The 19,365-nt window shown below is 43.4% G+C and carries 17 protein-coding genes, 1 rRNA gene and 1 pseudogene; all 19 read left to right on the forward strand.

Translation table 11 applies throughout. The features are described from left to right. Positions 1-64 precede the first annotated feature (64 nt). The 19 genes and pseudogenes from ACYH0L_RS00405 (at position 65) to ACYH0L_RS00495 (ending at position 19,206) form a co-directional block, all read left to right on the forward strand. Positions 65-802 (forward strand): vWA domain-containing protein, encoded by a 738-nt coding sequence (locus ACYH0L_RS00405; RefSeq protein ID WP_034325063.1) that lies wholly within the window; start codon positions 65-67, stop codon positions 800-802. After that, entirely contained in the window at positions 786-1,796 is a 1,011-nt protein-coding gene (locus ACYH0L_RS00410) for a protein kinase domain-containing protein (RefSeq protein WP_482354474.1), read from the forward strand. The genes ACYH0L_RS00405 and ACYH0L_RS00410 overlap by 17 nt, the downstream gene beginning before the upstream one ends. A 96-nt stretch (positions 1,797-1,892) precedes the next feature. Further along, positions 1,893-3,315: pseudogene (tilS, locus tag ACYH0L_RS00415) on the forward strand (tRNA lysidine(34) synthetase TilS). After that, complete coding sequence (gene hpt / locus ACYH0L_RS00420; protein ID WP_249705140.1) at positions 3,312-3,851, forward strand: hypoxanthine phosphoribosyltransferase; 540 nt, start codon at positions 3,312-3,314, stop codon at positions 3,849-3,851. The pseudogene tilS and the gene hpt overlap by 4 nt, the downstream one beginning before the upstream one ends. 95 nt (positions 3,852-3,946) lie before the next feature. Next, a complete protein-coding gene (gene ftsH / locus ACYH0L_RS00425) occupies positions 3,947-5,848 on the forward strand; it encodes an ATP-dependent zinc metalloprotease FtsH (RefSeq protein WP_034325059.1) in 1,902 nt (633 codons plus the stop codon). 358 nt (positions 5,849-6,206) lie between these two features. After that, complete coding sequence (locus tag ACYH0L_RS00430; protein ID WP_256499210.1) at positions 6,207-6,983, forward strand: type III pantothenate kinase; 777 nt, start codon at positions 6,207-6,209, stop codon at positions 6,981-6,983. A 14-nt stretch (positions 6,984-6,997) separates the two neighbouring features. Continuing rightward, a complete protein-coding gene (hslO, locus tag ACYH0L_RS00435) occupies positions 6,998-7,873 on the forward strand; it encodes an Hsp33 family molecular chaperone HslO (RefSeq protein ID WP_099728316.1) in 876 nt (291 codons plus the stop codon). A gap of 46 nt (positions 7,874-7,919) precedes the next feature. Further along, complete coding sequence (locus ACYH0L_RS00440) at positions 7,920-8,828, forward strand: peptidyl-prolyl cis-trans isomerase (protein WP_099728315.1); 909 nt, start codon at positions 7,920-7,922, stop codon at positions 8,826-8,828. Positions 8,829-8,905: 77 nt separating this feature from the next. Further along, positions 8,906-9,829, forward strand: a complete 924-nt coding sequence (gene cysK, locus ACYH0L_RS00445) for a cysteine synthase A (protein WP_230031701.1) — start codon at positions 8,906-8,908, stop codon at positions 9,827-9,829. Between the two features lie 124 nt (positions 9,830-9,953). Continuing rightward, entirely contained in the window at positions 9,954-11,372 is a 1,419-nt protein-coding gene (locus ACYH0L_RS00450; RefSeq protein WP_230031702.1) for an anthranilate synthase component I family protein, read from the forward strand. A gap of 13 nt (positions 11,373-11,385) precedes the next feature. Further along, a complete protein-coding gene (gene pabA, locus ACYH0L_RS00455) occupies positions 11,386-11,979 on the forward strand; it encodes an aminodeoxychorismate/anthranilate synthase component II (RefSeq protein ID WP_249705141.1) in 594 nt (197 codons plus the stop codon). Continuing rightward, entirely contained in the window at positions 11,976-12,824 is an 849-nt protein-coding gene (gene pabC, locus ACYH0L_RS00460; RefSeq protein WP_410612271.1) for an aminodeoxychorismate lyase, read from the forward strand. The genes pabA and pabC overlap by 4 nt, the downstream gene beginning before the upstream one ends. A gap of 9 nt (positions 12,825-12,833) precedes the next feature. Beyond that, positions 12,834-13,691: a dihydropteroate synthase gene (gene folP / locus ACYH0L_RS00465; protein WP_482354253.1), complete on the forward strand. Its 858-nt coding sequence runs from the start codon at positions 12,834-12,836 to the stop codon at positions 13,689-13,691. Further along, complete coding sequence (gene folB, locus ACYH0L_RS00470) at positions 13,684-14,046, forward strand: dihydroneopterin aldolase (RefSeq protein WP_099728309.1); 363 nt, start codon at positions 13,684-13,686, stop codon at positions 14,044-14,046. Before folP ends, folB begins: the two co-directional genes overlap by 8 nt. After that, entirely contained in the window at positions 14,043-14,546 is a 504-nt protein-coding gene (folK, locus tag ACYH0L_RS00475; RefSeq protein ID WP_249705143.1) for a 2-amino-4-hydroxy-6-hydroxymethyldihydropteridine diphosphokinase, read from the forward strand. Before folB ends, folK begins: the two co-directional genes overlap by 4 nt. After that, complete coding sequence (locus tag ACYH0L_RS00480) at positions 14,498-14,731, forward strand: helix-turn-helix domain-containing protein (RefSeq protein WP_034325046.1); 234 nt, start codon at positions 14,498-14,500, stop codon at positions 14,729-14,731. Before folK ends, ACYH0L_RS00480 begins: the two co-directional genes overlap by 49 nt. After that, complete coding sequence (gene dusB, locus ACYH0L_RS00485; RefSeq protein ID WP_482354254.1) at positions 14,724-15,725, forward strand: tRNA dihydrouridine synthase DusB; 1,002 nt, start codon at positions 14,724-14,726, stop codon at positions 15,723-15,725. Before ACYH0L_RS00480 ends, dusB begins: the two co-directional genes overlap by 8 nt. Before the next feature lie 90 nt (positions 15,726-15,815). Beyond that, positions 15,816-17,315: a lysine--tRNA ligase gene (lysS, locus tag ACYH0L_RS00490; RefSeq protein ID WP_099728305.1), complete on the forward strand. Its 1,500-nt coding sequence runs from the start codon at positions 15,816-15,818 to the stop codon at positions 17,313-17,315. A gap of 342 nt (positions 17,316-17,657) precedes the next feature. After that, positions 17,658-19,206: ribosomal RNA gene (locus ACYH0L_RS00495) — 16S ribosomal RNA — on the forward strand. Positions 19,207-19,365: the final 159 nt, after the last annotated feature.

Raw genomic sequence — 19,365 nt, forward strand, 5'->3', positions numbered from 1 at the left:
ATGAATTTCTTCTGGCGATGATGGGGGATATAAGCATTCAGTTACAATCCCAGGAGGAATGAAGATGCGAAAAGGTCACGTAAACCAAATCTTATTGATTACAGATGGCTGCTCAAATCACGGGGAAGATCCACTTGCGATTGCCTCATTGGCAAAGGAACAGGGGATTACAGTCAATGTCATTGGCATTATGGAAGAAAACAGACACGATCATGAAGCGATGAAAGAAGTAGAGGGGATTGCTCTCGCAGGCGGAGGCATCCATCAGGTTGTCTACGTACAGCAATTGTCTCAAACGGTACAAATGGTCACAAAAAAGGCAATGACACAAACATTGCAAGGTGTCGTCAATAAAGAATTGCAGCAAATACTCGGCAAAGATACAGAAATTGAAGAGCTTCCGCCTGATAAGCGTGGAGAAGTGATGGAGGTTGTCGATGAGCTAGGGGAGACTGTTCATCTTCAAGTGCTAGTGCTTGTTGATACAAGTGCAAGCATGAAACCGAAGCTGCCGACTGTCAAAGAAGCACTCATCGATCTCTCCATTAGTTTAAATTCAAGAATTGGCGAAAATCAGTTTGGGATGTGTGTATTTCCCGGGAAAAACTCAGATGCAGAAATTGTGTTGAATTGGACGCCTCGATTCGATTCGTTATCATCTATTTTCCCAAAGCTGACGACTGGAGGAATTACTCCGACTGGACCAGCACTCCGAGAAGCACTCCAGCATTTCAAATCAGTTCGTTCACGTAAAGGGCTGCTTGAAGCAAAGGAAGAGCATGATGATGAATTCGGCTTCTAACATTCCGCTAGGCACGGTGATTAAAGGGAAATGGCACCACCATCATTACCGCATTGTAAAAGAGCTGGGAAAAGGGGCGAACGGTGTTGTCTATCTGGCCGAATCGCCAAACGGGCAAGTGGCCCTTAAAGTGAGTGATGACAGTATGCTTATTGCATCTGAAGTCAATGTATTAAAATCCTTTTCAAAGGCTCCTGTGAAAACCATGGGGCCTTCTTTTTATGATATGGATGATGTTATTTATCCTGGCATGTCTCAAAAGCGTTCGTTTTATGTGATGGAGTATGTCAGAGGCCCGCTGCTGCTCGAGTTCGTTAAACAAAAAGGTGATGAGTGGATCGTCGTCTTAATGATTCAGCTTTTGTCTAACTTGGCTCATTTACATAAGGAAGGCTGGATATTTGGGGACTTGAAGCCGGATAATCTCATCGTTTCGGGTCCTCCAGCCACTATTCGATGTATCGACGTTGGAGGAACGACGAAGGCAGGTAGGGCAATCAAGGAGTATACCGAGTTTTTTGATCGAGGCTACTGGGGATTCGGTACAAGAAAGGCAGAACCATCTTATGATTTATTTGCCTTAAGTATGGTCATGGTGAATTGTGCGTATAAAAAGGAATTCAAAAAAGGGGCAGAACCAGAAAAGCAGCTTTATCGAGCGATTGAAGGGCAACCTTTATTAAAGCGATATGAGAGGGTGTTGAAGGCAGCCCTTCAAGGTAAGTACCAATCAGCGGGAGATATGAAAAGTGCTATGCTGAAAGAAGGACAGCTGCTTACTTCAAGAAAAACACCTCAAAAGAAGCAAACACAAAAAAACAGGTCAAAGCCTGCTGTTAGTCAAAATCAACAGGTGACTTCACAATCGCGAGTTGCTGCGGCAAAAAAAAGAACGTCAGTACGTAAAAAGTCAGGCGGTCTTTTTGAAACCATTCTCATCGTGTGCAGTGTACTCGCCCTTTACTGTGCATATGTGGTTTTATTCCTGTTGTAGAGCTGTAAAAAAGCAGGCTTCTTCTTTGCTTGGAGCTACTGAAAGTGATAGGATATGTATATCTTTAAATTACCTGCTCTTTGTGAGGAGGCAGTTGTGAATAGAATTGAATCTTTTTTGAAAAAACATGATGTTTTCCTTGAAAATACGACAGTCATTGTCGGGGTTTCCGGCGGACCGGATTCCATGCTCTTGCTGCATGAACTAAACAAGCGTCGAAAGGGTTCCTTTCAGCTGATTGCAGCCCATGTAGATCACATGTTCAGAGGAGAAGAATCCTTTGCTGATTTGGCATTTGTTGAGGCTTACTGCAAGGAGCAAGAGATCGCTTTTGAATCGGCCCGCATACAGGTGACCCAATATGCAAAAGAAAATCACTTAAACAAACAGGCAGCTGCAAGAGAGTGCAGATATGCTTTCTTTCGTCAATTGATGGAGCAGTACAACGCTCAATTTATAGCGCTTGCACATCATGGAGACGACCAAGTAGAAACAATGATGATGAAGCTGACGAGAGGGACTGTTGGAATAGGACTCGCAGGTATTCAAGCAAAACGCCCTTTTCAAGAAGGGTGGCTGATTCGTCCGCTGATTGGATATTCTAAGGACGACGTGCTAAAAGCTTGTGAAAAAGAACATGTTCCCTATGTCATTGATCAAAGCAATCACACAGATGACTACTTGAGAAACCGGATAAGAAGACACATTCTTCCCGTGTTAAAAGAAGAGGCGCCTCATGTACATGAAAGCTTTCAGTTTGTAAGTGACATGCTGACTGAGGATGAGCAATACTTGCAGGCATTAACAAAGGAACAAATGAACCAAGTGATGATCAGTCACACGCCTAAGAAAATCGATATCAAAACGAAGCCTTTGCTTGACCTGCCTTTGCCTTTACAAAGAAGAGGCATTCAACTAATATTAAACTATCTTTATGAAAACACTCAATCAGCGTTTTCAAATCAGCATATTCTAGGGACTTTGGACTGGTTATCTCATACGGAACAACCGTCTGGATCATTAGATTTGCCAAAGGGTTTACAAGCTGTCAAGTCTTATGATCACTGTATGTTTACCTTTGAACGATCGCTTGGATTAGATCAGTCCTATGCTCATCACTTAAAGGTTGAGATGGGAGAGGAGCTTTTTCTCCCGAATGGACATTCTATTGTGGTATCAAATCATATTCCGAAGGATGCACGGAACGGGAACTATTTTTTCTTGCTTCAAAAAGATCGTGTTCGTCTCCCTTTAATCATTCGCTCACGAAAAAATGGTGATCGAATCAAACTTAAAGGGATGAATGGATCAAAAAAGGTGAAGGATATATTTATTGATAAAAAAGTGCCTCTTGCAGAAAGAGACAGCTGGCCGATCGTCACTGACTCGGATCATCAAATCCTCTGGATCCCAGGTCTGAAAAAATCCGTTTTTGAAGAAATTGATATGACAAACAGCGATCTCATTGTATTACAATATAGACAGCACGAAAATTTGTAGGGGGCAAGCAAAAGCATGAAACAAGATATTGAAAAGATTTTGATCTCAGAAGAAGAGATCCAGAAAAAAGTGAAGGAACTGGGTGCAACATTAACCAGCGATTATGATGGTAAATTTCCCCTGGCTATTGGTGTTTTGAAAGGGGCTCTTCCATTCATGGCAGACCTGATCAAACACATTGATACATATTTAGAGCTTGATTTTATGGATGTATCTAGCTATGGCAAGTCTACCGTATCTTCTGGAGAAGTGAAGATCATTAAGGATCTAGATACTTCTGTTGAAGGAAGAGATATTCTAATTATGGAAGATATCATCGACAGTGGGTTAACTTTGAGTTATCTGGTAGAGCTTTTCCGATACCGTAAAGCAAACTCCATTAAAATTGTGACATTGCTTGATAAACCGAGCGGTCGCAAAGCAGACATCAAAGCAGATTATGTTGGATTTGAAGTGCCAGATGCATTTGTTGTCGGCTATGGATTGGATTTCGCTGAACGTTACCGAAACCTCCCGTATATTGGAGTGTTAAAACCATCTGTTTACGAAGGCTAATCAGCATACGTATACATGAGGTTATTGGTTGTATTGGAATGATTTTCTATGATACTATTGAACATAGTTGTGCTTACTGTGGGAGGAGGTAAGGAATGAATCGGGTTTTTCGTAATACGATTTTTTATATACTTATTTTATTACTTGTAATAGGGGTTGTTAGTTGGCTAGGATCCCCTAATCAAAAGCCTGAGAACATGTCTTACAGCAAATTTTCGCAAAATTTAAGTGCGGGAAAAGTGGAGAGCATCTCCATCCAGCCTGTAAGAGGGGTTTATGAAATTCGTGGTCAATTAGATGGCGCGAAGAAAGATGAATACTTCATTACCCATGTTCCAGATGGTCAAGGTGTTGACCAAATTTACAGTGCACTGAAGAATACAGATGTAAAAGTAGAACCAGCACCTGAAACAAATGGATGGCTGCAAGTTCTGACAACCATCATTCCGTTTATCATCATCTTTATTCTGTTCTTCTTCTTATTGAACCAAGCTCAGGGCGGTGGAAGCCGAGTCATGAACTTTGGTAAAAGTAAGGCAAAGCTTTACACAGAAGAGAAGAAGCGTGTGAAATTTAAAGATGTGGCCGGTGCAGATGAAGAAAAGCAAGAGCTTGTAGAAGTGGTAGAATTCCTGAAGGATCCGCGTAAATTTGCGGAGCTTGGCGCAAGAATCCCTAAAGGGGTTTTACTAGTAGGACCTCCAGGTACAGGTAAAACATTGCTTGCGAGAGCATCTGCAGGAGAAGCAGGCGTTCCTTTCTTCAGCATTAGTGGTTCTGACTTCGTCGAGATGTTCGTCGGTGTCGGTGCATCACGTGTACGTGATTTGTTCGAAAATGCGAAAAAGAATGCACCTTGCTTAATCTTTATTGATGAGATTGATGCAGTTGGTCGTCAGCGTGGAGCAGGCCTTGGCGGTGGTCATGATGAGCGTGAACAAACGCTGAACCAGCTTCTTGTTGAAATGGATGGTTTTAGTGCCAACGAAGGAATTATTATCATCGCTGCGACGAACCGTGCAGATATTTTAGACCCTGCATTGCTGCGTCCGGGACGTTTTGACCGTCAAATTACGGTTGACCGCCCAGATGTCATTGGCCGTGAAGAAGTACTGAAGGTTCATGCGAAAAACAAACCGCTTGATGATACAGTCAACTTGAAAGCCATTGCAAGCAGAACACCAGGTTTCTCTGGAGCAGATCTTGAGAACTTACTAAACGAAGCAGCGCTAGTTGCTGCCCGTCATAACAAAAAGAAAATCGATATGCGTGATATCGACGAAGCGACTGACCGTGTTATCGCTGGACCGGCGAAGAAAAGCCGCGTCATTTCGAAGAAAGAACGTAATATCGTGGCTTACCATGAAGCGGGTCATACTGTCATTGGACTTATCCTAGACGAAGCGGATATGGTGCATAAAGTAACGATCGTTCCTCGTGGTCAGGCAGGTGGATATGCGGTCATGCTTCCAAGAGAAGATCGTTATTTCCAAACGAAGCCAGAACTTCTTGATAAAATTGTCGGCTTACTCGGCGGTCGTGTTGCAGAGGAAATTACGTTTGGTGAAGTAAGCACAGGCGCTCACAATGACTTCCAGCGTGCAACAGGCATTGCAAGAAAAATGGTTACTGAGTTCGGTATGTCTGATAAGCTTGGTCCGCTTCAGTTCGGTCAAGCACAAGGTGGTCAAGTGTTCCTTGGCCGTGATTTTAACAACGAGCCGAATTATAGTGAAGCCATTGCTTACGAGATTGACCAAGAAATTCAGCGTTTCATCAAGGACAGCTACGAACGTGCGAAACAAATTCTCACTGAGAATAAAGATAAGCTAGAAATCATCGCACAAGCTCTTCTAGAAGTTGAAACATTAGATGCTGAGCAAATTAAATCTCTTTACGAAACTGGAAAGCTTCCAGAGCGTATATACGCGGATGACGAAGAGAAAAACGATGATGTGAAAGTGAACATCAAGAAAAAAGAAGATGAGGAGATCTAATCTCCTTCTCAGATTGTTGACAAAGGGCTAAAATGAACTTTATTTTAGCCCTTTGTCTTCTTTTCAGCGTGATAGAAAACCTTTGCAGTCTAGGAAGGACGAGTACCGGAGCGGAGCGAATTGACATTCGTGAGCACCGGCGCGCAGGACTGACAACGAATGCGAGAGTTTGTCTACACGCTGGAGGAGATCTAATCTCCTTCTGTGAAAGCTGCCGGGATCACTGGCAGCTTTTTTTTATTTCGATTCATGAATGGATCGGTTTCGAATTGTTTACAAATGGAACTCGATTCGTGTATGGTATGATAGAAAGTCGAAAAATGATCTTTTTGAGAAACTATTCAAAGTGGTGATGAAGTTGTTACTCGTGATAGATGTAGGAAACACAAATACCGTTTTAGGTGTTTATCATAATGGCGATCTAAATTACCATTGGCGAATTGAAACAAGCCGTCATAAAACAGAAGATGAATTTGGTATGTCCATCCGGTCTTTATTTGAGTATGTAGGGCTGATGTTTGACCAAATAGAAGGTATTATCATCTCCTCTGTGGTCCCGCCAATGATGTTTGCACTAGAAAGAATGTGCGAAAAGTACTTTCACATTACACCCCAAATTGTAGGGCCTGGGATGAAGACTGGACTAAACATTATGTGCGACAACCCAAAGGAAGTCGGCGCTGATCGAATTGTCAATGCGGTGGCGGCCATTCACCTATATGGGGCGCCTCTCATTGTGGTAGACTTTGGAACAGCGACAACCTACTGCTATATCAATGAACAAAAACAATACATGGGTGGAGCAATTGCACCGGGTATTACCATCTCAACGGAGGCTTTATATACAAGAGCGGCTAAGCTGCCGAGAATTGAAATCGTCCGCCCAGATCACATCGTTGGAAAAAACACCATCAGTGCGATGCAATCAGGTATCCTTTATGGATATGTTGGACAAGTAGAGGGAATAGTGAAACGGATGAAGCAGCAAGCCAAACAAACACCGAAAGTCATTGCAACTGGTGGCTTGTCTACATTGATTGGAAATGAATCAGACTGTATTGATATGGTCGATCCGTTCTTAACATTAAAAGGACTCCAATTAATTTATGAACGTAATCGTGTCGGTGTACTATAGGAGGTTTAAATCGAATGGATTACTTAGTTAAAGCGTTAGCATATGACGGTAAAGTCCGTGCATATGCTGCAAACACAACAGATACAATCAACGAAGCACAAAGGAGACACCATACGTGGCCAACTGCGTCAGCAGCGATTGGGAGAACCATGACGGCTACAGTTATGATGGGAGCCATGCTCAAAGGTGAGAACAAGTTAACTGTCAAAATTGAAGGCGGTGGACCAATCGGAGCCATCATCGCTGATGGAAATGCAAAAGGTCAGGTTCGCGGATATGTCTCAAACCCACAAGTTCACTTTGATTTAAACGAACATGGCAAGCTGGATGTCAGACGTGCAGTTGGAACAACAGGAACATTAAGTGTTGTGAAAGATATTGGGCTGAAAGACCACTTTACAGGACAAACAGAAATCGTCTCAGGTGAAATTGGAGATGACTTCACTTATTACCTCGTCTCTTCTGAGCAAGTGCCTTCCTCTGTAGGCGTAGGCGTCCTTGTCAATCCAGACAACTCTATCCTCGCGGCAGGCGGTTTCATCATTCAATTGCTGCCTGGAACAGAAGATGCAGTCATTGAAAGACTAGAAAAACGTTTATCCACAATTGAACCGATTTCGAAACTCATTGAAAAAGGGATGACACCAGAAGAAATTTTAGAAGAAGTTCTTGGTGAAAAACCTCAAATTTTAGAAACTGTACCTGTCGAATTCTCTTGTAACTGCTCAAAAGAACGGTTTGCTAATGGCATTATCAGCTTAGGAAAAGCCGAAATTGAAGATATGATTGAACAAGACGGACAAGCAGAAGCTCAATGCCATTTTTGTAACGAAACGTATGTATTTACAAAAGAAGAGCTAGAAGAGCTACGTGAAGAAATAACCCGCTAAGCTCTCAGCAGCGGGTTTTCTTTTTAGGATGGAAAGGAGACGAAAGATGAGACTAAAAGCAAGAGTGGTATGGACATTTATCCTCGTTTTGCTCATGATCAATGCCGTTGTCATTGCATATGTACTAACAAAATCGCAAATGTCGCAGGCTTCCTCAAACGGGAAGAACGGTGAAGAAATTGCGTCCATTGGAAAAGAGAAGGTTACGCGTCAAGAATGGTTAAAGAAGATGGAAGACCGCTACGGAAAGGCAACACTTGAACAAATGATCAATCAGAAGGTAGTCAATCAGCTTGCGAAGGAAAACAAGCTAGAGGTGTCTTCAAAAGAGATCAATCGTGAATTACTGATGCTTAAAGCGGTTTCTAATAATTTCTACGAAGATGGACATACAAGTGAAAAGGAATGGAAAGAACAGATTCGTTATCAAATTTTATTAGAACAGCTCTTAACGAGAGATGCCGTTGTTTCTGAAAAAGAAGCCAAAGCCTTTTATGAAAAAAACAAGGACTTATATCAATATGATGATTCATACCGTATTCGTCATATTGTCGTTAAGACAAAGGACGAGGCTGAAAACGTGTTGAAAGATTTAAAAGGCGGATCTAGTTTCGAAGCCGTGGCAGCTGAACGCTCGATCGACCGCTACACTTCACCCTACGGCGGAGATCTTGGTTTTGTGACAGAAGAGCAAGAGAGTATCCCAGCTCTATACATACAAGAAGCTCAAAAGCTTCAGCCAGATGAATGGACGAAAGAGCCGATTGAGACCAAAAACGGGTATGCCATCATCCAATTAAAAGAAAAATTAAATGGCCGCTCCTTCTCTTATGAAGAAGTCAAAGATCAGATCAAAAGACAGATCGCCATGGAAGATCTAGGTGAAAAGGCGAATGTCAAAACCCTGTGGAAAGAAGCAAAAGTCACATGGTTTTACGATGGAGAGCAGGACTAAAAGCATTGACAAAATTTTTTGAAATTGATAATTTAATATTAATACAATAAAATTACTCGGAGATAGAGGTGTTAGTGATGGCTCGTATTGCAAATTCAGTTTTTGAACTAATAGGAAATACACCAGTCGTTAAATTAAACCGTTTAGTAGAAGAAGACAGTGCAGATGTCTACTTGAAACTTGAATATATGAACCCGGGCAGCAGTGTGAAAGATCGTATTGCGTTAGCCATGATCGAAGATGCTGAAGCGAAAGGTACATTAAAAGCTGGCGACACGCTCATTGAGCCAACAAGTGGAAACACGGGAATCGGTCTTGCGATGGTAGCGGCTGCTAAAGGAATCAATGCGATTTTGGTTATGCCGGAAACAATGAGTCAGGAGCGACGCAACCTTTTACGCGCTTACGGTGCAGAGCTTGTATTAACACCAGGTGCAGAAGGAATGAAAGGTGCCATCAAAAAAGCGGAAGAACTGGCAGAAGAGCATGGTTATTTCATGCCTCAGCAGTTTAACAACGAAGCCAATGCTGAGATTCACCGCCGTACAACTGGGAAGGAAATTCTTGATCAGTTTGATGGCGAGCTTGATGCGTTTATTGCAGGTGTTGGTACGGGCGGTACGATTACAGGGGCTGGTGAAGTCCTAAAAGAAGCCATCCCATCTATTCAACTTTATGCGGTAGAGCCTACAGATTCCCCAGTATTATCAGGAGGAAAGCCAGGTCCGCATAAAATTCAAGGGATTGGAGCAGGGTTTGTTCCATCCATCTTGAATACGGAAGTATATGACGGCATTATCCAAGTAAGAAACGAAGATGCATTTGAGCTTGCAAGAAAGGCAGCAAAAGAGGAAGGAATTCTTGGCGGTATTTCTTCAGGAGCCGCCATTTATGCAGCTCTTCAAACAGCGAAGAAGCTTGGTAAAGGGAAAAAAGTGTTAGCGATCATCCCAAGTAATGGTGAGCGTTACCTCAGTACACCTCTATATCAATTCGATTAAACGTTAGGCCCCAGCATTTGCTGGGGTTTTTTCATGAATTCTGAAGATGGAAAGCAAATACTATTTTCTAAATAAAATGGATTGCATTACAATAAGATTAATGAAAATGAAAAAGGATGATAACATGACACAACGCAGGCCGATGGGCATCAAAATTCCTTTTACGAAAGATGCATTCTTGAAAAGATACGAACAACTAGCTGCAAGTGAAACACACCATGTCCTTCTTGAAAGTGCACGCGGCGGAACATATAGCATTGCTGGAATTCACCCGATTGCTAAAGCAAAAGGGAAAGACGGGATGACAACCATCCATTATCAAGATGAGGTGCTGTTTAAAGAAGGTGACCCATTCAGAGCCTTTGCTGATTGGTTTCAAACCCTCCAAACCGAAACGAACGAGGATTACCCTGACTTTCAAGGCGGAGCGATTGGATTTTTAAGCTATGACTATGCAAGGTATATCGAGCATTTTAAAATGCTGTCAATCGATGATCTCAAGACACCTGACCTGTATTTCCTCGTGTTTAATGATGTCGCGGTCTTTGATCACGAAAAAGATATGCTATGGCTCATTACTCACACAGAGGGAGAGGAACCTGTGAGTGAAGCTCATCGAAGGTTGGAGGAATTGAAGCTAAGCTGGACAAGCTCTTCAGAAGAATCAGTACACTCACCTGTCAGCGTAACTTCTTCAGAATTTGTGCCAGCTGCACCTTTTACTGAAGAAACCTTCGGAGAAGCAGTAGAGAAAATTAAGCAATATATCGCAAACGGTGATGTGTTCCAAGTGAACCTATCCATCAGACAAGATGAACAGCTCCATACTCATCCGTATGATTTATACAAAACATTACGTCAGGTGAACCCATCTCCTTATATGTCTTATCTGCACACGCCAGATTTTCAGATTGTTTGTGGATCTCCAGAGCTGCTGATTAAGAAAAAAGGCATTCAACTAGAAACAAGACCGATTGCTGGCACAAGGTCACGAGGCAAGGACGACGCTGAGGATCAAGCGCTGGCAAAAGAACTCATTGAAAATGAAAAAGAACGCGCGGAGCATGTCATGCTCGTTGATCTTGAGCGAAATGACCTTGGTCGCGTGTCCACTTACGGCTCCGTGCAGGTGAACGAGTTTATGGCGATTGAGAAATATTCACACGTGATGCACATTGTATCCAATGTACAAGGGGAGCTGCGTGCTGAATGTGATGCAGTAGATGTCATGCATGCTGTATTCCCAGGCGGAACGATCACAGGTGCTCCAAAAGTGAGAACGATGGAAATCATAGAAGAACTTGAGCCAACAAGACGTGGGCTTTATACTGGATCTATAGGCTGGTTTGGATTCAATCAAGATATGCACTTTAATATCGTCATTCGTACTGCGTACTGTACAGAGGGCAAAGCCTTTATGCAGTCAGGTGCCGGTATTGTGATTGATTCTGTACCAAAGCACGAATATAAAGAATCCATTAAAAAAGCCTATGCAGTAAAAAAAGCATTACAGCTGAGCAAAGAAGAGACTATTTTGAGTTAGAGGTGAGCAGAGTATGATATTAATGATTGATAATTATGATTCATTTACGTACAACCTGGTCCAGTATTTAGGTGAGCTTGGAGAAGAATTGATTGTGAAACGGAATGATCAAGTAACAATTCAAGAAATCGAACAGCTCAAGCCAGACTTTCTGATGATTTCTCCAGGACCATGCAGTCCTGATGAAGCGGGAATTAGTATGGAGGCGATCAAGCATTTTGCCGGAAAGATACCGATCTTCGGTGTGTGTTTAGGTCATCAATCTATCGCACAAGTCTTTGGCGGAGATGTGATTCGCGCAGAGCGGTTAATGCATGGTAAAACGTCAGAGATCGAACATGACGGCAAAGGTGTCTTCACTGGACTCCAAAATCCGCTCGTCGCAACGAGGTATCATTCATTAATTGTCAAAAACGAGACGCTGCCGGAGTGCTTTGTCGCAACAGCTAGCACGAAGGAAGGCGAGCTCATGGCCATTCGCCATAAAGAACTGCCAATTGAAAGTGTTCAGTTCCATCCTGAATCGATTATGACTTCCTTCGGAAAAGAAATGCTCAAGAATTTCATTGAAACCTATCGTAAAGAGGGGCATGAAGTAAACGCATGATCATTTATCTGAACGGTCAGTATATAGAGGAGAAAGACGCGACTCTTTCTCCTTTTGATCATGGATTTCTATATGGCATCGGTGTATTCGAAACATTTACCAGCCTGGCAGGACAAGTCTTCCTGTTAGATTGGCATCTTGAAAGGCTCAATCAATCGTTACGTGACCTTTGCATCGAATCCACAATAGAGAAACCATTTGTACTCGACATCATTCATACCTTACTGAATCAAAACCATATAGCCGATGGTCGTGCGAGGATTCGCTTCAATGTCTCTGCGGGCAGAGGCAATGGATTTTCTGCAGACCCTTATGAAGAGCCTGTCGTTTTTGTGATGATCTCTCCATTCCGGCCGGAGTCTCTACTAGATGAAAAGCAGGGAATCTTTCTTCAAACGAGGAGAAACACACCAGAAGGTCCAAGGCGCCTCAAGTCTCATCATTATATGAACAACCTGCTGGCTAAAAGAGAAGTAGGGAACGACCCATCGATAGAAGGCATCTTTTTAACAAAAGAAGATGATGTGGCAGAAGGAATTACCTCGAATGTATTTTGGCGAAAAGAAGATGTGATCTATACACCGTCACTTGATACAGGTATCTTAAGTGGGGTAACCCGTCGATATTGTATAGAAACGCTTCACGCGCTGGGGATCTTGCTTATAGAAGGACGGTACCCAGTCTCACATCTGCTCTCAGCTGATGAAGCATGGATGACCAATTCTGTTCAGGGGATTGTGCCTTTCAGGCGTATAGGAGAAATCGTCTTGCCGAAAAATAACCGAACGATCTCAACAAAGTTGAGAACGCAATATACAAAAGAACGTCTAGAACATAAAGAGTAGGTGGACACAATGACACAACAAGTGATAAAACAGCCTAAAATCATACAAGCCAAGCGCCACACCCTTAGTTATGAAGAAAAGACATTGGTCATGGGCATTTTAAATGTCACACCTGACTCTTTTTCAGATGGAGGAAAGTTTAATCAAATGGATAAAGCGCTGGCTCATGCAGCGCAGATGATGGAAGATGGAGCGCATATCATCGATATTGGCGGAGAATCGACTCGGCCAGGAGCGGCACTTGTCTCAGAGCAAGAGGAGCTTTCAAGAGTGATACCTGTGATTGAGAAGATCACAAAAGAATTGGATGTGCCTATTTCCATTGATACGTATAAAGCTCATGTCGCAGATGAGGCGGTGAAAGCTGGAGCCTCCATCATTAATGATGTATGGGGAGCAAAAGCCGATCCTCAAATGTCACATGTAGCAGCGAAGCACAATGTTCCGATCATCTTAATGCACAATCGACCAGAGCGAAACTACACACATCTGATTCCAGATATGATGGCAGATTTGAAAGAAAGTGTTCAAATTGTCAAACAAGCGGGTGTCCGTGATGACATGATTATATTAGATCCAGGTGTAGGATTTGCAAAAAATAAAACAGACAACCTGATGGTGATGAATGAACTTGAACATTTTTGCCATCTCGGCTATCCACTGCTTCTTGCTACATCTCGAAAACGATTCATCGGCGATGTCTTAGATCTGCCGCCTGAAGAACGTACAGAAGGAACGGGTGCCACGGTCTGCCTAGGGATTCAAAAGGGCAGTGCGATGGTCCGTGTGCATGATGTGAAAGAAGTTGCAAGAATGGCAAAAATGATGGATGCCATGCTGAATAAGGGAGGCGCTTATCATCGATAAAGTATATGTAAATGGAATGGAATTTTATGGATATCACGGAGTGTTTGCAGAAGAGAATAAATTAGGACAGCGATTCCGTGTGGACTTAACAGCTTCACTTGATTTAAGCAAAGCAGGACAAACGGATGACCTAAACGAGACTATCAACTATGCAGAGCTCTACCAAATCTGCAAAAGCATTGTAGAAGGAGAGCCGGTTAACCTTGTTGAAACGCTGACAGAAAGAATTGCAAACCAAGTGTTAAAGCACTTTCCGACAGTTCAGGAATGTACAGTGAAGGTGATCAAGCCAGACCCGCCAATTCCAGGACACTATCAGTCCGTTGCAATTGAAATGACGAGATCACGCACATGACCAATACAGCATATATCGCTTTAGGTTCAAACATAGGTAAAAAGGAAACCTATTTAAAAGAAGCAGTCAAAAAACTGCACGAACACCCAGATGTTCAAGTGGAGTCAATCTCATCTATATATGAAACAACACCCATAGGCTACGAGGACCAAGATGACTTTTTGAATATGGCCGTGAAGATTTCCACCTCGCTCCGTCCAGAGGAACTGCTGGCCCTTACTCAGAAAATCGAACAAGAGTTAGGCAGAACAAGGGAAGTGAGATGGGGCCCGCGAACGGCTGACCTTGACATTTTACTTTATAATCGTGAAAATATTGAAACAGAACAACTTATAGTGCCGCATCCTAGAATGTATGAACGTTTATTCGTTCTTGTTCCGATGAGTGAGATTTGCCCAGAAATCGGCGAAGTACAAATAAATGCCGTAACAGACCAAGAAGGTGTTAGCATATGGAAAAAGACATGTGGGGTAGAAGAATTCGTGCATACCGAAAGCTAAAAGGGTATACTCAGGAAGGGTTCGCCAAAAGACTTGGCATCTCTGTCTCTGTCTTAGGAGAAATTGAGCGGGGCAATCGATTACCAACAAACCAAATGGTTGGTCAAATAGCAGATGCTTTAAATATAACGGTGGAAGAACTTTCACCAATACTCGAGGAAGAAAGGAGGGGGAAAGATGTTTAAAATCGGAGATATCGAGATTAAAAACAAAGTGGTGCTCGCACCAATGGCTGGTGTATGTAACTCTGCCTTCAGACTCACAGTTAAGGAGTTTGGAGCGGGCTTAGTCTGCGCTGAAATGGTCAGTGACAAAGCGATCCTGATCAACAATGCAAGAACAATGGGTATGCTATACATTGATGAACGGGAAAAGCCTTTGAGCCTTCAGATATTTGGAGGAGAAAAGGACACACTCGTAGAAGCGGCAAAGTTTGTAGATCAGCATACAACGGCGGACATTATTGATATCAACATGGGCTGTCCTGTACCGAAGATTACGAAATGTGATGCAGGAGCGAAATGGCTGCTTGATCCAAACAAGATTTATGAAATGGTCTCCGCTGTCGTAGAAGCTGTAGATAAACCTGTTACGGTAAAAATGAGAATGGGCTGGGACGAAGACCATATCTTCGCTATCGACAATGCCCGTGCTGTTGAACGAGCAGGCGGAAAAGCGGTTGCGCTTCACGGACGGACCCGCGTGCAGATGTACGAAGGAACAGCGAATTGGGATATCATGAAAGAGGTAAAACAATCTGTTTCCATCCCTGTCATCGGGAATGGTGATGTCAAAACCCCTCAAGATGCAAAACGAATGCTTGATGAAACCGGTGTGGATGCTGTGATGATCGGAAGAGCCGCACTAGGAAACCCGTGGATGATTTATCGTACGGTTCATTATTTAGAAACGGGAGAATTGAAAGAAGAACCAAACGTGCGTGAAAAAATGTCTGTGTGCAAACTTCACTTAGACAGACTCATTGACCTGAAAGGCGAACACGTGGCTGTCAGAGAAATGAGAAAGCATGCAGCGTGGTACTTAAAAGGTGTCCGAGGCAACGCAGACGTTAGAAATCAAATCAATCAAAGTGAAACGAGAGCGGAGCTTGTACAAGTTCTTGATGACTTTACGATCGAAGCCGAGGCAAAAGAGCTTCAAAAAATAAAAGTAGGATAAGACTATCTTTCTTTTTGTAGCTCACTGCTAGTGCATGTACTGGCAGTTTTTCTGCTTTTCTCTGCAAAATACATTATTGGAGTGATATAAATGAGTAATGAAGGGCTTAATAACGAAGAATTAAACGACCAATTCCAAGTCAGACGTGACAAAATGAATAAAATGAGAGAAGAGGGTATCGATCCATTTGGTGAACGATATGACCGTTCTCATCAATCTGCGAAAATTATTGCTGAATATGACGAGTTTTCAAAAGAAGACTTAGAAGAAAAAGCGGCTCAAGTGACAATCGCTGGCCGTATGATGACAAAGCGTGGAAAAGGGAAAGCTGGCTTTGCGCACATTCAAGATTTAGAAGGACAAATTCAAATCTATGTTCGTAAAGATAGTGTAGGAGAAGAAGCTTACGAATTATTCAAAAGCTCAGATCTAGGTGACATCATTGGTGTGACAGGAACAGTATTTAAAACGAATGTGGGAGAACTTTCAATTAAAGCGACTGGCTTTGAGGTTCTCACAAAAGCACTTCGCCCGCTTCCTGATAAATATCACGGACTAAAAGATGTGGAGCAACGCTATCGTCAGCGCTACCTTGACCTGATTGTAAACCCAGAAAGTAAGCAGACGTTCATCATGCGAAGCAAAATCATTCAATCAATGAGAAGATACTTAGATTCTAAGGGATACTTAGAAGTTGAAACACCAACAATGCATAGCATCCCTGGTGGTGCATCAGCTCGTCCTTTCATTACTCATCACAATGCACTTGATATGCCGCTTTATATGCGTATTGCGATTGAGCTGCACTTAAAACGTCTCATTGTCGGTGGTCTAGAGAAAGTATACGAGATTGGCCGCGTATTCCGTAACGAAGGTGTATCTACTCGTCATAACCCAGAGTTCACAATGATCGAGCTATATGAAGCATACGCAGACTACAAAGACATCATGAACCTGACTGAAAATCTGATTGCTCATATTGCCCAAGAGGTACTAGGAACAACAACAATTCAATATGGAGAAGATGAAATTGATCTAAAACCTGAATGGAAGAGACTGCATATGGTTGAAGCGGTTAAAGAAGCCACAGGTGTAGACTTCTGGCAGGAGATGTCTGTAGAGGAAGCGAAACAGCATGCTGCTGATCACGGTATTGAAATTACGAAAAACATGACAGTGGGTCATATTATCAATGAGTTCTTCGAGCAAAAAGTAGAAGAAACATTGGTTCAGCCTACCTTTATTTACGGACACCCAGTGGAGATTTCTCCATTAGCTAAGAAAAACCCAGAAGACCCTCGCTTCACAGATCGCTTTGAGCTATTTATCGTACGCCGTGAGCACGCAAATGCATTCACAGAGCTAAACGATCCAATCGATCAAAGAGAACGCTTTGAAGCTCAGTTAAAAGAACGTGAAGAAGGAAATGACGAAGCGCATCTAATGGATGACGATTTTGTTGAAGCGTTAGAATATGGAATGCCGCCAACAGGCGGACTAGGAATCGGTATCGACCGATTAATCATGCTATTAACAAATTCTCCATCAATCAGAGATGTACTGCTTTTCCCACAAATGAGAAACCGTTAATACATCAATAAAAGCGCCATTTTATCTGTGGCGCTTTTTATTTTTCATAAAATGAAACTTTTTTTAAAAAAACTATTGCAAGGAAAGAATCAAGGTGGTATATTATTATTCGTTGCCGCAAAACAGCAGCGAGGTTAAAAAAAGAAATCGAAAAAAGTTCTTGACTTTAACCGATACGAAATGTTAAGATATTAAAGTCGCTTAAGAGCGATAATGAAAATGATCTTTGAAAACTAAACAAGACAAAACGTACCTGTTAATTCGAGTTTTTATAAAAAAATCCTATGATACATCATAGGTAGTCAGTCAAACTGACGAAAAACGAAACTTCGGTTTTGTTCTTTTTCGGAGAGTTTGATCCTGGCTCAGGACGAACGCTGGCGGCGTGCCTAATACATGCAAGTCGAGCGGACAGAAGGGAGCTTGCTCCCGGATGTTAGCGGCGGACGGGTGAGTAACACGTGGGTAACCTGCCTGTAAGACTGGGATAACTCCGGGAAACCGGAGCTAATACCGGATAGTTCCTTGAACCGCATGGTTCAAGGATGAAAGACGGTTTCGGCTGTCACTTACAGATGGACCCGCGGCGCATTAGCTAGTTGGTGGGGTAATGGCTCACCAAGGCAACGATGCGTAGCCGACCTGAGAGGGTGATCGGCCACACTGGGACTGAGACACGGCCCAGACTCCTACGGGAGGCAGCAGTAGGGAATCTTCCGCAATGGACGAAAGTCTGACGGAGCAACGCCGCGTGAGTGATGAAGGTTTTCGGATCGTAAAGCTCTGTTGTTAGGGAAGAACAAGTGCGAGAGTAACTGCTCGCACCTTGACGGTACCTAACCAGAAAGCCACGGCTAACTACGTGCCAGCAGCCGCGGTAATACGTAGGTGGCAAGCGTTGTCCGGAATTATTGGGCGTAAAGGGCTCGCAGGCGGTTTCTTAAGTCTGATGTGAAAGCCCCCGGCTCAACCGGGGAGGGTCATTGGAAACTGGGAAACTTGAGTGCAGAAGAGGAGAGTGGAATTCCACGTGTAGCGGTGAAATGCGTAGAGATGTGGAGGAACACCAGTGGCGAAGGCGACTCTCTGGTCTGTAACTGACGCTGAGGAGCGAAAGCGTGGGGAGCGAACAGGATTAGATACCCTGGTAGTCCACGCCGTAAACGATGAGTGCTAAGTGTTAGGGGGTTTCCGCCCCTTAGTGCTGCAGCTAACGCATTAAGCACTCCGCCTGGGGAGTACGGTCGCAAGACTGAAACTCAAAGGAATTGACGGGGGCCCGCACAAGCGGTGGAGCATGTGGTTTAATTCGAAGCAACGCGAAGAACCTTACCAGGTCTTGACATCCTCTGACAACCCTAGAGATAGGGCTTTCCCTTCGGGGACAGAGTGACAGGTGGTGCATGGTTGTCGTCAGCTCGTGTCGTGAGATGTTGGGTTAAGTCCCGCAACGAGCGCAACCCTTGATCTTAGTTGCCAGCATTTAGTTGGGCACTCTAAGGTGACTGCCGGTGACAAACCGGAGGAAGGTGGGGATGACGTCAAATCATCATGCCCCTTATGACCTGGGCTACACACGTGCTACAATGGACAGAACAAAGGGCTGCGAGACCGCAAGGTTTAGCGAATCCCATAAATCTGTTCTCAGTTCGGATCGCAGTCTGCAACTCGACTGCGTGAAGCTGGAATCGCTAGTAATCGCGGATCAGCATGCCGCGGTGAATACGTTCCCGGGCCTTGTACACACCGCCCGTCACACCACGAGAGTTTGCAACACCCGAAGTCGGTGAGGTAACCTTTATGGAGCCAGCCGCCGAAGGTGGGGCAGATGATTGGGGTGAAGTCGTAACAAGGTAGCCGTATCGGAAGGTGCGGCTGGATCACCTCCTTTCTAAGGATATATGGAGCAGCGTGCGTTTTCGTCTTGTTTAGTTTTGAAGGATCATACCTTCAAAACATGTCTCTAGCGAGACAGGATTGTTCTTTGAAAACTAGATAACAATAAGTAATACATTCACATTGAATGCAATGCAAAGTTCATCACACATAG

This window comes from Bacillus sp. MC1252, from assembly GCF_056838025.1.